Here is a 13,887-nt window from a genome sequence, read left to right as displayed (position 1 = left end):
AATGGATGAAATGAGATAAAGATAATGTACGTTCGCTTATTTTGTCAGTTGTATTTTATTATGAATTTGTATTTGATCACTTTCCTACCGACGGGCGATAGGATGAAAAGGCTGCGGCATACAGTAATTCTTTTTAAATGGGAGTCTGTTTTTGAATATATTTGGCTTGAAAATCAGATCGGATTTTTTTAGAGTTCATGCTGTATAACATTGACAAAGTTTTAAGTCGATATATGTGAAAATATTAAATACGAGGCTGATTATTTTTAGTCTCGTATTTAATATTTTTTAAGTTTCATGATTGTTATCCTTTGAAGGGCTCAGCGGGATTCCAAGTCTTTTCATTTTTTGATGAAGAAGAGGTCTGGAGATGTTAAGGAAGTTGGCAGAATGGGTTTTATTATAGTTGAAGCGGCTTAGGACTTGTTCAATGAGCTCCTTTTCTGCTTTCCTTTTCGTTTCTTCTATCAGATTGCCGTTGGAGCTGTAGTCAGGCAGAGACGGTCCTTTTGATGGCGTAAAGAAATTAAAATCATTTAAGGTCAGGATATCTTCTGTTGCGAAATTCATAGCCCGCTCCAGCACATTTTTCAATTCTCTTATATTTCCGGGCCAGTTATATTGTTTTAGCCTGTCTATAACGGCCGGTTCTATACCATTTATTTTAAATCCCAGCTCCATGTTCAGCTGATTGATATAATAATCCGCCAGTTCGTCTATATCTTCCAGGTGTTCACGGAGAGGGGGTATCTCTATTTTTATAACATTAAGACGGTAGAAGAGGTCTTCTCTGAATCTGTTATCTTTCACCATCTGTAGGATATCTTGGTTGGACGCCACGATAACTCTTACATCCACAGGTACAGACTCGTGACTTCCGATGGGCTCTACTTCATGTTCCTGGAGTACTCTTAAGAATTTAGGCTGTATATTCATAGGCATCTGTTGTATTTCATCTATGAATAAAGTACCGTGGTTGGCGTACTCGAACTTACCGATTTTTCCTTCTTTGCTGGCTCCTGTAAAAGATCCCTTTTTATATCCGAAGAGTTCCGATTCAACTAAATTCTCCGGAAAAGCAGAAGCGTTTATCTTAGCCATAGGGTTGTATTTTCTGTTGCTGAGGTTGTGTATGGCGTGAGCTACAAGTTCCTTGCCTGTTCCCGTTTCACCCAATATCAAAACTGTGGAGTTGGATTTTGCCACGGTGGTTATGGATTGACGGAGAGTATTCATAGGTTTTGAAAAACCTATTATATTGTTTATGGTATATTTATTTTGTTCCAGTTTAATTATTTTTTTTTGCAGCTGTTTGAGCTGATCATTAAGAAAGGCATTATAATCGTCGGTAAGCTCCATGAAAACTTTTTCTTCGTTGACAAGATCGTATTCCATAAGTCCGATTTTTTCACCATTATAGATAAGAGGCACATTCATGGAGATTCCCATACCATAATTAGATTTATAAAAAACAATCTGAGGTTTTGTGATATCGGGCGCAAGGTTTTCCAGCATATGGGTATAAGGAAAAACATCAATAACAGGCTTGCCGAATAGTTCTCTTGCCTGATCATAAGTAGGATTTGTGTAGCCGATCAGCTTCATGCACTGTCTGTTCAGGTATCTTATCTTGCCTTCCATATCGATGACAATTATCCCGTAGACTTCGTTAAGATAGAAATCCGGATTGTTTTCAAAATCAAAAGGCGGCTTTTTACTCATATGATCCTCCATAACGACAGATTTTAAGTGTTTTAATAATAAGTCTTATTGTCGGTCATTTTTATAGGGATTGTCAAGAGGTATAGCAAAAGTTTTAGCTGTGGTTAAATTTAATTATGTGTCTTTAATGTATTAAGATGTAAATTATATAAAATTATCTGATGGTTTTTAAGATAAGACTTTCACAGTTTGAATTGTTGACGCTGACTATACAATTTATCCAAAAAGGCTGTAATGTTTTTGTATAGACTGAGATACAGAGTCAAAAGGAATATTTTGTTGATAAAAAGTAAACATAATGGTATAGTAATGCTAATAAACAGAAATTTATTTTTAGTACGGAGGAAAGCGATGTCAGATAAAAAAGATTTGTATGGGTATGAAGAAGAGGATATCATGACTCTTGAATTTGATGACGGAGAAGCTACAGAGTGTGGTATACTGGGAGTTTTTGACGCGTTGGGAAAAGAGTATATAGCTCTGAACCCACTGGGAACAGAGGATGTATATATTTACGGTTATAGAGAATCAGATGAAGAATACGAACTTATAGATATCAAGGATGATGACGAATTCAATAAAGTCGTTGCTGAATTTGAAAAATTGGCAGTAGAAGAAGTTTAAGCTGATATCACAATATGTTGTTATTTACAGCCGGCAGAGGGAGATTTAGTCTATCACCTCTGTCGGTTTTCATGTATAAGGGACAAAAGGTATGGTAATTTAGGCTGAAATATTATAAAATTAAAATATCTATGTTATTTAACCGGAGGTATATATGAAAACTTACGATATTATAATAATCGGAGCGGGAGCCAGCGGTGTGTTTATGTCATATGAATTGGCGAGGCTGGAGACTGATGCAAAGATACTTATGATAGATAAAGGCGCATATCTGCAGAAGCGTCAATGTCCCATCAAGGCCGGAGCTAAGAATTGCCTGAAATGTTCACCATGTCATATAATGAATGGCTATGGGGGAGCCGGCACTCTTTCAGATGGAAAATATAATATAACGACCCAGTTTGGAGGAGATCTTCATAATTATGTGGGCGTGGATAAAGCTTTGGAACTGATGGAATACGTGGATGAGGTTCTCTGCAGCATGGGAGGCTCCGATGCCAAACTTTATTCTACGGCAAGTTCTGAGCTTAAGACTACTGCGCTAAGAAATAATCTTCACCTGCTGGAGGCTAAAGTGAGGCATCTGGGTACTGACAGGAATGTAAGGATATTGGGAAAGATTTTTGATTACTGCAGTGAAAGAATAGAGACTCAATTTTATACTATCATAGAAGATGTAGAGGTTGGAGACGATGGCTTTTTTGTACTTACCACAGATAAAGGTGAGAAGTACAGATGCAAAGATCTGGTAATGGCTACGGGAAGATCAGGATCTAAATGGAGCTCTCAAATATGTGACCAGCTTGGTATAAAACAAAAGAAAAATAGGGTAGATATAGGCGTGAGAGTGGAGCTTCCCGCAGAAATCTTCAAACATATAACAGATGATGTATATGAAAGTAAAATAGTATATAAGACAGATAAATATAATGATATGGTAAGGACCTTCTGTATGAATCCATATGGGGAGGTAGTTGCAGAGAATACAAACGGCATAGTTACTGTAAACGGACACAGCTATGCAGATCCGAAACTCAGAACAGAAAATACAAATTTTGCTTTACTTGTATCAAATAAATTTACGGAGCCGTTTAAAGACAGCAATGAGTACGGTGAATCCATAGCGAGGCTTTCCAATATGCTGGGAGGCGGAGTCCTTCTGCAGAGATTCGGAGACCTTGTTAAAGGAAGGAGAAGCAGTGCCAGAAGAATGGAAAAATGTTTTACAAGACCTACTCTTCAGGCTACTCCGGGAGATCTCAGTTTGGTGATACCAAAGAGACAGCTTGATAATATAATCGAGATGATATATGCTCTTGATAAGATTGCGCCGGGAACGGCTAATGAAGATACTTTGCTTTACGGTGTAGAGGTAAAATTCTATAACTCAAAGATAGATGTGGATGAGAATCTGCAGACTGCTGTGCCGGGACTTTATGCATTAGGTGATGGATCCGGAGTGACCCATTCCCTTTCGCAGGCGTCGGCAAGCGGTGTATATGTAGGAAGAATCTTAGCTGAGAAATATGGAAAGAAGGAATAATAAATGGGAGTATTAGCAGAAAAAGCGGTTGCAAATCATAAGAAAAAGTATAATTGTGCGCAGGCTGTTGCATGCGCCTTTTGCGATAAGCTCGGACGAGATGAAAAAGAAGTTTTTGAAGTTATGGAAGCCTTTGGATTGGGAATGGGTAGTATGGGGACCTGCGGAGCAGTTTCAGCAATGGCTGCGGTCGTAGGCATGGTGGAATCAGACGGAGCTCTTGATGCCCCAAAGACAAAGAAAGACAGTTATAAAGCTATGAAGGCTCTTACCGAAAAATTCAAAGAAAAAAATCAGTCAATCATATGCAAGGAGCTTAAAGGAATAGAGACAAAAAAGATTCTCAGAAGCTGCGACGGCTGTGTACAGGACGCAGCTGAAATATTAGAGGAGTATCTGGCTCAGAAATAAGGAGATGTGGTAATTGAACAGCAGAAAATATAAAGACGTATTATATAAAATGCGGTATATAAACGACCTTCGGGATATGATATATTCCAGCGCTGAACTCTTTGGCAAAAAGCCGGCTTTTCTTGTAAAGGATGTTCCGGGAGGTCCGTACCGTGCGATTTCATATATACAGCTTAGAAACGATATCAATGCGCTGGGAACAAAATTTATTGATATGGGCTTAAAAGGGAAAAAAATAGCGCTCATAGGAGAAAACAGTTATAAATGGGTAGTGACGTATCTGTCGGTTACAAACGGTACGGGAGTTATCGTACCGCTTGATAAAGACCTGACAGAGATAGAAATCGGCAATCTTATAAAGCGGTCCGGCGCAGAAGCTATAGTTTTTTCAAAAAAGATGAAAGAAAAGGTTATGAATGCTCTTAACTCATCGGAAGATATAAGTGCGGCAATGAAAATAAATATAGATGCCGATAATGATGAGGATGACATCATGAGCTGGGAAAAGCTTTTGGCCGAAGGAAATCTGCTGCTTGAGAGTGGTAGCAGAGATTTTATAGATGCAGTGATAGACAGAGAGGCCATGTGTTCTTTATTGTTTACGTCGGGAACTACGGGAATGGCGAAGGGAGTAATGCTTTCCCATAAGAATCTTTCCGCAAATGTATATAATATGTCTAAATACGTTAAGATAAGAGAACCGGGAGGCGGCCTTTCTGTATTGCCTATGCATCATACATACGAACTTACATGTCATGTTTTTACAGGTTTGTATCAGGGAATGTATATCGCTATATGTGAAGGATTGAGATATATACAGCAGAATCTGAAAGAAAGTAAAGCTACTGTAATGCTGGGAGTCCCTGCTGTTTTCGAGACAATGCATAAGAAGGTCTGGAAACAGGCGGAAGCCTCAGGAGCGGCCGGTAAAATGAAAAAAATGATGATGCTGGCACAAAAGACGAGACTTTTTAACAATCAGAAAGTTATGAGAAAAATTTTTTCTCAAATACATATGAGTTTGGGCAATAATCTGGAATTGTTCATATCGGGAGGCGCCGCCATTAATCCGCAGGTCATAAGAGACTATGAGGCTTTGGGACTTCCTATGATACAGGGTTACGGCATGACGGAAAATGCTCCCATAATAGCTGTGAACAGAGACTGCTACAGTAAAGCAGATTCTGTAGGCAAGCCTATGCCGGGTACAGAAGTTAAGATAATAAACAAAGATGCTGACGGAGTGGGCGAGATCATATGCAAAGGGCCATCTGTAATGATAGGATATTACTCTGATCCTGAGGCTACGGAGGAGGTACTTAAAGACGGATGGCTACACACCGGCGACTACGGCAGATTTGATGATGAAGGATTCTTGTACATATGTGGCAGAAAGAAGAATGTTATAGTTACGAAAAACGGTAAAAATATATTTCCTGAAGAGATTGAATATCTCCTTTTGGAGCAGCCGTTTATCGAAGAGGTTGTAGTATATGGGACTCTGGATAAAAAGAATGGCGATATAGCAGTAAAAGCAGAGATCTTCCCTAACTTTGAAAATATTAAAGAAAAAATGGGAGTTTTAAGTGATGGAGCACTTTCTGACGTTATAAAAAACTCTATAGAAGAAATAAACGATAAAATGCCTGCATATAAAAGAGTAAAAAGATTCAAGCTTCGAAATGAAGAGTTTGAAAAGACATCTACACGTAAGATCAGAAGAACAGGCGCTGCTATACGTGAAGATGAAGATTAGGAGGTAATATGGAAAAAAACAGACAGATCAGCGAGAGGAAAAGCAATGAATTGGTATGGGCCGGCAGTCTGATAGAAAGAATAGAAAAGATAGATGATCCTGCTGTAAGATATAAGGACAGCAGACCCATCACAGATATTAAACATATGATAGAGACCAGCGCGGAGCTGTATAATGATAATCCGGCGTTTAGGTATAAGCCGGATAACAACAGTCCTTATAAAACAATCACCTACAGAGAAATGCTGGCTGACGTCAATGGTTTGGGAACGGCTCTTATCGATAATGGCCTTAAAGGCAAGAGAATTGCTGTAATAGGGGAGAATTCCTATCAATGGTCTGTCTCATATCTGGCGGCTGTATGCGGTACCGGTACGGTAGTTCCCTTTGATAAGGAGCTCAGCAGTGATGAGCTTAAGAATCTGGTTATCAGGGCAGACGTGGAATGTGTGATTTTTTCTGATAAATATCAGGAAATTTTTAAGGAGATAAAGACCGAGGGAGATACAAAACTAAAAATTCTTGTTAATTTCAGTCTGAAAGAGAAACAAGAAGAAATTTTTTCGTGGACAGAAATGAAAGAAGCCGGTAAAAAAATGATACAAGCCGGTGACAGGAGGTTTCTTGACGCAGAGATAAATAATGAAGAGATGGGAATACTTCTTTTTACATCAGGAACTACAGGTGCGTCAAAAGGAGTCATGCTTTCTCATAAGAATATTGCTGCAGACCTTATGGCAGCTCCCACAGTTCTGGCTGTTCATACATGGGATATATTTTTCTCAGTACTTCCGCTGCATCACACATATGAATGTACGTGTGGATTTCTGATGCCTCTTTACAAAGGTGCATCTATAGCTTACTGTCAGGGACTTAAATATATAACTAAAAATCTTCAGGAAGTAAAGCCAACTATGTTCTTAGGTGTTCCGCTCATATTTGAGAGCTTGTACAGAACCATATGGAAAAATATAAGAAAGCAGGGGAAAGAAAAGCTTTTGAAGAAGGTGATAAAGCTTAACTCGGCAACCAAGAAAATCGGCATGGATCTGGGAAAGATATTTTTCAAACAGATTACCGATGTATTCGGAGGAAGAATGAGGATGATGATTTGCGGAGGAGCTGCCATCAATCCTGATGTCCTCAATGGACTGAGAGACTTCGGAATACCTGCGGTGCAAGGGTATGGTTTGACCGAATGTGCTCCCATGGGAGCGCTTAATCCTGATACAGCTCCTGATCCGGCATCAATAGGAAAACCTCTTCCTGGGTTTGAAATGAAAGTAGTGGATATAAATGATGAAGGTATAGGAGAATTATGTCTGAGGGGAGAAAATGTGATGTTGGGTTATTACATGATGCCTGAGGAGACTTCTGAGGTAATAGATGAAGATGGATGGTTCCATACAGGCGATCTCGGATATATGAACGACAAAGGATATGCGTTTATAACAGGAAGGAAGAAGAATGTAATAATAACTAAGAACGGGAAAAATGTATATCCTGAGGAGATAGAATATCTGCTGTCTAATATATCATTCGTTCAGGAGTCTTTTGTATTCGGGCAGGACAGCGCAGATGCGCAGGATACAGTTATCGTTGCGGCTATAAAGCTGGATGATGAGGTCGTGAATGAAATCTTAGGAGAGGACTACGATACAGAAGCTGTGAAGAAACTTGTATGGGAGGAAATTGATAAAATAAATGAAGCTTCTCCAGCTTTCAGAAAGATAAGGAAAGTAATCATAAGAAAAACTGATTTTGTGAAGAATACTTCCAACAAGCTTATCAGGTTTGCCGCAGACAATAAAAAGGAGGATTGACATCATGGGCAGACGGAGACGGTATCCGGAGCTGGTTATCGATCTGGAGAAATTAAAACAAAATATAGACAGGATAAATATAAAGTGCAGTGATTTTGGCGTAGAAGTTGCCGGTGTTATCAAGGGGTGTACGGGCCTTGCTGAGTGTGCGGAACAGTTTGCAAGGGCGGGCTGCAGGTTCATTGCTTCATCAAGGCTTGAGCAGCTGGAGCCTCTTAGAAAAACAGGCATTCAGACACCTTTTATGATGATAAGAATACCGATGATCAGTGAAGCTGCTGATGTAGTGAGAATAACAGATATAAGTCTCAACAGTGAGATTGAAGTATTAAAAGAGCTCAATATTCAGGCAGGTCTTCAGGATAAAGAACATCAAGTTATTCTCATGGCTGACCTGGGAGATCTGCGAGAGGGATTTTGGGATAAAGATGATTTAGTGCAGGCAGCGCTTATGGTGGAAAATGATTTTCATAACCTTAAACTTGCGGGAGTTGGTACTAACTTGGGCTGCTACGGTTCTGTGGCTGCCACTCCTGAGAAGTTAGAAGAACTTGTGGAGTGCGCCGAAGCTGTTGAGGCTGAGATTGGCAGGGAACTGGAATTTATTTCAGGAGGAGCAACAAGTACGCTTCCGAGAATATTAGAAGGAAATCTGCCTTCAAGGATAAATATGCTCAGAGTGGGAGAAGGTATATTGCTGGCTAAAGATCTCCAAGATTTGTGGGGTTATGATATGAATTTCATGAATCGTGATATTTTTACTATCAGAGCAGAAGTTATAGAGGTAAAGGACAAGCCAACATACCCGGTAGGAGATATAATGTTTGACGCTTTCGGCAATAAGCCGCAATATGAAGATAAAGGAATAAGAAAAAGAGCGCTTATAGCTTTGGGAAAAGTTGATTATGCTTTCCCCGAGCAGCTGACGGTAAAAGATAAAGGAATCTGTATCATTGGAGCTTCCAGCGATCATACAATTTTAGATGTACAAGATGCTGATAGAGATATAAAGGTAGGAGATGTTATAGATCTTGTACCATGCTATGCGAATCTTGTGTATGTGACGAATTCGCCTAATATTGAAAAGGTATACATATAGCAGAATAATATTATTAAAAAATAATTAGGCAAATAATGCCGGAATACTATGATCTCTGATTATCATTGGTTTTCCGGCATTATATCTTTTTACATAAGTTCTTCAAAACTTTCTATATATCTGTCAGCAAGTTTTTTTATTTCTTCTTTGTTTTCCTTCTCGCTTTCATCGGCCACGGCGATGACATAAAAACCTGCTTCCTTTGCACCTCTCACAGCCAGTACGCCGTCTTCGAAGACCACGGTTTCTTCTTTCGGAGTACCAAGGACCTGCTGTGCGCGGATGAATACGTCAGGGTCTTCTTTTCCCGATCCGGCTTCTTCACATGTGACTATATGAGAAAAGTAGTCTCTTATTCCAAGCCGTGCCAATATTTCGCCGGCTATGTTCTTGTCTGTGGAAGTAGCTATACACATAGCTATCCCTTTTTGTTTGAATCTTTCCAGAATGATAGGAACATATTCTTTTATATCCACACTTGCCAGATAGTCTTCACGGAGAATGGTGTTGAATCCTTTGGCTATTTTTTCTTCTGTCGTAGCGATTGCATATTCTGATTTGAGATAACTACAGAGCTGATCAAGTGTCATGGCTTTGGTTTTTGCTCCCAGATCGGAAGCAGGTGTTTTTCTCAGGGACATTATGTATCTTCCTGCGGCGCCCTGCCACATTTCAGTTGAATCCAGCAGTGTTCCGTCCATATCAAAAATAACTCCGCTTATTTTCATAATTGACGCCTCCTTGTATATACTACTATAAGCACCTTTACAATACCATTAGGAAAGCCGCTTGTCAATGATTTCAAAGGGCTGCAATCGTTGACAAGCGTATGGTTTTAAAGTATAATAATTCGATACGACAATTGGTCGAAAGGAGATTTACCAAACATGACAGAGAACATGAACGAGGAGATTTTATTAACCAAAGAGGGATATGATAAGATAGTTGCCGAGCATGAGGAGCTTGTATCCGTTAAGAGGGCAGAGGTTGCCGAGAGGATAAAGGAAGCTATCTCATACGGAGATATTTCTGAGAATGCTGAATATGATTCGGCTAAGAATGAACAGGCAGAGCTTGAGGAACGTATCCATAAACTGGAAACTATGATCAGAAAGGCCAAGATTGTTCAGGATGAAGATGTAAAAGGGGATGTTGTAAACGTAGGCCTTAAAGTCGTTGTAAAAGATTTAGACAGCGGAGCCGAGGAACAGTTCTCAATCGTGGGAGCTACGGAAGCCGATCCTTTTGAGGGTAAGATATCAAACGAGTCATCAGTGGGACACGCTCTCATAGGACACAAAAAAGGCGAAAAAATCGCAGTGGAAGTTCCTGACGGAGTTATCAATTACGAAATAGTAAACATAATAAAATAAACGGAAGCAAGTTACAGAAAGAGGTGTTTTGATGCATTGGGCGGAAAAAATAGCGGATAAGATCATCAAGAGGAATCCTGATAAAGAGGAGTATGTTTGTGCGGCGGGAATCAGCCCGTCGGGATCTATCCATATCGGAAATTTCAGAGATATCGCAACGAGTCTGTTTGTTGCGAAGGCTTTGGTGAAAAAGGGCAAGAAAGCGCGCCTTCTTTTTTCATGGGATGAATACGACAGATTCAGAAAAGTTCCGGTTAATGTCAAAGCTGTTGATCCCGACAATGAATTCGAGAAGTATATAGGACTTCCGTATACGTCAGTTCCTAATCCTTTTGAGACGCAACATGCCAATTATGCCAAGTATTTTGAGGCGGAATTCATGGATTCCATTAAAAAGTTCGGTATAGAGATGGATTACAGGTATCAGACTGATATGTACACATCAGGCAAATATAAAGAAGATGTTATCGAAGCCATCAAAAAGAGAAAAGAAATCTTTGATATTCTTGACAGCTTTCGTACACAGGACGCTGAGGAAGGGGAGAGAGATGCGTATTTCCCTGTAAGCATATTCTGTCCGGAGTGCGGAAGAGATACTACGAAAATAATATCTGTTTCCGATGACTGTACTGTAGCCGAATATGAATGTGAATGCGGGCATAAAGGTACTTTTGATTTTGCCAAAGAATTTAACTGCAAACTTGCATGGAAGATAGACTGGCCTATGAGATGGAGATATGAAGGCGTTGATTTTGAGCCGGGCGGTAAGGATCATGCGAGTCCGGGGGGAAGCTACGAAACAAGCAGCGTCATATCGAGAAAGATATTCGGCTTTGAACCGCCGATGTTTCAGGGTTATGAGTTTATCGGCATTAAAGGATCTACAGGGAAGATGTCGGGTTCGTCGGGTTTGAATCTTACACCTGAAACACTATTGAAGATATATGAACCGGAAGTGATCCTATGGCTTTATTCTAAAACGGATCCTAAAAAGGCCTTTGATTTCTGTTTTGATGAGGGTATACTGCGTCAATATTTCGAGTTTGATAAAATGTATAACGAATACATGGAAGGAAAGGCAAATGAACATAACAGTTCTGTTATTGAATACAGTCTCATAGAAGGAAGATCGATAAAGACTGTTCCTATGGGACTTTTGGTGCAGCTTGGCTCTATAGTGGATTTTAACGTGCCTATGATGGAGACTGTCTTTGAGAAGATAGGAACTCCATACAAATATAAAGATTTTGATACGAGACTTGAAAGAGCTAAATACTGGTTGTATCAGTGCGCTCCCGAAAGTGCCAATAAATTGAGAGGCTGGAGAGACTGGGATCTTTATAACACACTTTCGGATGAAGAAAAGAAAGAAATCTCGCTGCTTTATGATTACATTAAGGCCGGAGATTACGATCTTGATTCACTCAATACCAAACTTTATGATATACCTAAGGAGGTTTTCGGAGCAGATGTGGAAAATCTCAAAAAAATTCAGGGACAGTTCTTTAAGAATGTGTACAGGCTCTTGATAAGTAAGGAGAGAGGTCCTCGTCTCTACTTGTTTTTATATGCAATAGACAGAGAACGATTCATGCACCTGCTTGATTTCAGTTTCCCTAAGACAGAAGAAGAGGAGGCTCTGGAAAAAGCAGCCATGGAAGCAGAGAAAGAACCTGAAAAAGAAGTCAAGGTCTACGGTGAGCCTGATGAGGTGCAGCCTATAGTAGAACCTGAAATAAATGTTGATCAGTTCTTTGCTATGGATTTGAGGGTATGTAAAATATTAAAATGTCAGGAAATAAGAAAAGCCCATAGTAATTATAAGCTGACACTCTTTGACGGTCTCAGAGAAAGAGTGATAGTTTCCAGTATAAAGAACGACTATAAGCCGGAAGAACTGGAAGGAAAGAAGATTATAGTAGTAGCAAATCTTGCGCCTGCAAGGCTTACGGGGGTTACAAGTGAGGGAATGCTTCTGGCAGGTACAAACAATGCTTGCGGATGCCAAGTAATCTTTGTAGACGACATCATTCCGGAAGGCACGAGGATTTGCTAACGATTTGGTGATTCAGTGATATGATTAGGAGAGAGAAAGATGAAGGATGTTGAGGTAAAAAGCCTTTATAGAGAAAGCCTGCTGCATGCAGACAGTGAAATCACTGTAAGCGGGTGGGTAAGGACTAACAGAGGCTCGAACAAATTCGGATTCATAGAACTGAACGACGGCAGTTTCTTTAAGTCGGTACAGGTTGTATATGAAGCTGAGTTTCTCGATAATTTTGAGGAGATTGCAAAAGCTCCTATTTCGGCGGCTCTTAAGGTGACGGGAACATTTGTCCTTACACCTGATGCCAAACAGCCTTTTGAGATAAAAGCTAAAAAAATAGTGATAGAAGCAGGTTCCGATCCGGATTATCCTTTGCAGAAAAAAAGGCACAGTATGGAGTTTCTGAGAGAAATAGCTCATTTAAGACCGAGGAGCAATACTTTTTCAGCGGTGTTTAGAGTTAGATCCATGGTGGCTTATGCCATTCATAAATTCTTTCAGGACAAGAATTTCGTTTATGTCCATACTCCTATAATAACAGCCAGTGACTGTGAAGGAGCAGGCGAGATGTTCAAGGTTACAACTCTTGATATGAATGATCTGCCTAAGGGTGATGACGGCAAGGTAGAATACAGCGATGACTTTTTCGGAAAGGAAGCGGGACTTACGGTAAGCGGTCAGCTTGAAGCGGAGACTTTTGCGCTTGCTTTTAGGAATGTATATACATTTGGACCTACATTCAGAGCAGAAAATTCCAATACTGCAAGACATGCTTCTGAGTTCTGGATGATAGAACCGGAAATGGCATTTGCCGAGCTTGCTGATAATATGGATACTGCTGAGGCCATGATGAAGTATATAATAAACTATGTCATGGAAAACGCGCCTGAAGAAATGGAGTTTTTTAATAAATTTATAGATAAAGGTCTCATTGATAGGCTAAGTAATATAATAAATTCTGATTTTGAAAGGATATCTTATACTGAAGCTGTAGATCTTCTGCAAAAATCAGGAGAGCAGTTCCAGTATCCTGTGCAGTGGGGGATAGACCTTCAGACAGAACATGAGAGATATTTGACAGAAAAAATATATAAGAAGCCTGTATTTGTTACTGACTACCCTAAAGAAATAAAGGCTTTCTATATGAGGCTTAATGATGACAATAAAACTGTAGCAGCTTGCGATCTGCTTGTTCCGGGCGTTGGAGAAATAATCGGAGGAAGCCAGAGAGAAGAACGTTACGATGTTCTTAAGGAAAGAATCGAAGAAATCGGAATGACAGAGGAAGACTACTGGTGGTATATGGATCTCCGTAAGTATGGCGGAGTGAAGCATTCAGGCTACGGACTGGGCTTTGACAGAATTATCATGTATATAACAGGGATGGGTAATATCAGAGACGTTCTGCCGTTCCCGAGGACACCTAAATCTGCTGAGTTTTAGTGAAATGAATATGCATAGGAAGCTTTTGTTCCTATGCATTTTTTTA

General features: G+C 39.8%; 11 protein-coding genes. 9 read left to right on the top strand and 2 right to left on the bottom strand.

Annotated elements, in window-relative coordinates:
- Positions 1-288 precede the first annotated feature (288 nt).
- Positions 289-1,722 (bottom strand): sigma-54 interaction domain-containing protein, encoded by a 1,434-nt coding sequence (locus H8692_RS01870; protein WP_177269583.1) that lies wholly within the window; start codon positions 1,720-1,722, stop codon positions 289-291.
- Between the two features lie 351 nt (positions 1,723-2,073).
- Between H8692_RS01870 and H8692_RS01865 the strand changes: the two genes are divergently transcribed.
- The 6 genes from H8692_RS01865 to H8692_RS01840 all read left to right on the top strand — a co-directional run bounded on the left by H8692_RS01865 (position 2,074) and on the right by H8692_RS01840 (position 8,978).
- On the top strand, positions 2,074-2,346 hold the full coding sequence (locus H8692_RS01865) for a DUF1292 domain-containing protein (RefSeq protein ID WP_177269581.1): 273 nt from the start codon (positions 2,074-2,076) through the stop codon (positions 2,344-2,346).
- A 154-nt stretch (positions 2,347-2,500) separates the two neighbouring features.
- The gene (locus H8692_RS01860) at positions 2,501-3,889 is read left to right on the top strand and encodes an NAD(P)/FAD-dependent oxidoreductase (protein ID WP_177269579.1); all 1,389 of its coding nucleotides are present in this window, start codon (positions 2,501-2,503) and stop codon (positions 3,887-3,889) included.
- A 3-nt stretch (positions 3,890-3,892) separates the two neighbouring features.
- Positions 3,893-4,300: a C-GCAxxG-C-C family protein gene (locus H8692_RS01855; protein ID WP_177269577.1), complete on the top strand. Its 408-nt coding sequence runs from the start codon at positions 3,893-3,895 to the stop codon at positions 4,298-4,300.
- A 13-nt stretch (positions 4,301-4,313) separates the two neighbouring features.
- Positions 4,314-6,056 carry an AMP-dependent synthetase/ligase gene (locus H8692_RS01850; RefSeq protein ID WP_243206873.1) on the top strand — a complete coding sequence of 581 codons (1,743 nt, stop codon included), beginning with the start codon at positions 4,314-4,316 and terminating at the stop codon, positions 6,054-6,056.
- A gap of 8 nt (positions 6,057-6,064) precedes the next feature.
- Entirely contained in the window at positions 6,065-7,879 is a 1,815-nt protein-coding gene (locus tag H8692_RS01845; RefSeq protein ID WP_187524871.1) for an AMP-dependent synthetase/ligase, read from the top strand.
- A gap of 4 nt (positions 7,880-7,883) precedes the next feature.
- Complete coding sequence (locus tag H8692_RS01840) at positions 7,884-8,978, top strand: alanine racemase (RefSeq protein WP_177269571.1); 1,095 nt, start codon at positions 7,884-7,886, stop codon at positions 8,976-8,978.
- A gap of 89 nt (positions 8,979-9,067) precedes the next feature.
- Here the strand turns inward: H8692_RS01840 and H8692_RS01835 are convergent, their stop codons facing one another.
- The gene (locus H8692_RS01835; RefSeq protein ID WP_177269569.1) at positions 9,068-9,706 is read right to left on the bottom strand and encodes an HAD family hydrolase; all 639 of its coding nucleotides are present in this window, start codon (positions 9,704-9,706) and stop codon (positions 9,068-9,070) included.
- A gap of 159 nt (positions 9,707-9,865) precedes the next feature.
- On the opposite strand from H8692_RS01835, the gene greA reads away from it, so the two are divergent.
- From greA to asnS, 3 genes are read left to right on the top strand one after another with little or no spacing between them, the layout of a single operon-like run.
- On the top strand, positions 9,866-10,351 hold the full coding sequence (gene greA / locus H8692_RS01830) for a transcription elongation factor GreA (RefSeq protein WP_207722934.1): 486 nt from the start codon (positions 9,866-9,868) through the stop codon (positions 10,349-10,351).
- Positions 10,352-10,382: 31 nt separating this feature from the next.
- Positions 10,383-12,407 carry a lysine--tRNA ligase gene (gene lysS, locus H8692_RS01825; protein WP_177269567.1) on the top strand — a complete coding sequence of 675 codons (2,025 nt, stop codon included), beginning with the start codon at positions 10,383-10,385 and terminating at the stop codon, positions 12,405-12,407.
- Between the two features lie 39 nt (positions 12,408-12,446).
- Positions 12,447-13,841: an asparagine--tRNA ligase gene (gene asnS / locus H8692_RS01820; RefSeq protein WP_177269565.1), complete on the top strand. Its 1,395-nt coding sequence runs from the start codon at positions 12,447-12,449 to the stop codon at positions 13,839-13,841.
- Positions 13,842-13,887 lie beyond the last annotated feature (46 nt).

The sequence above is a fragment of the Lentihominibacter hominis genome (assembly GCF_014385065.1).
GTDB lineage: Bacteria > Bacillota > Clostridia > Peptostreptococcales > Anaerovoracaceae > Lentihominibacter > Lentihominibacter hominis.
The sequence above is the reverse complement of the archived record's forward strand: the minus strand, read 5'-3'. Positions and strand labels throughout refer to the sequence as shown.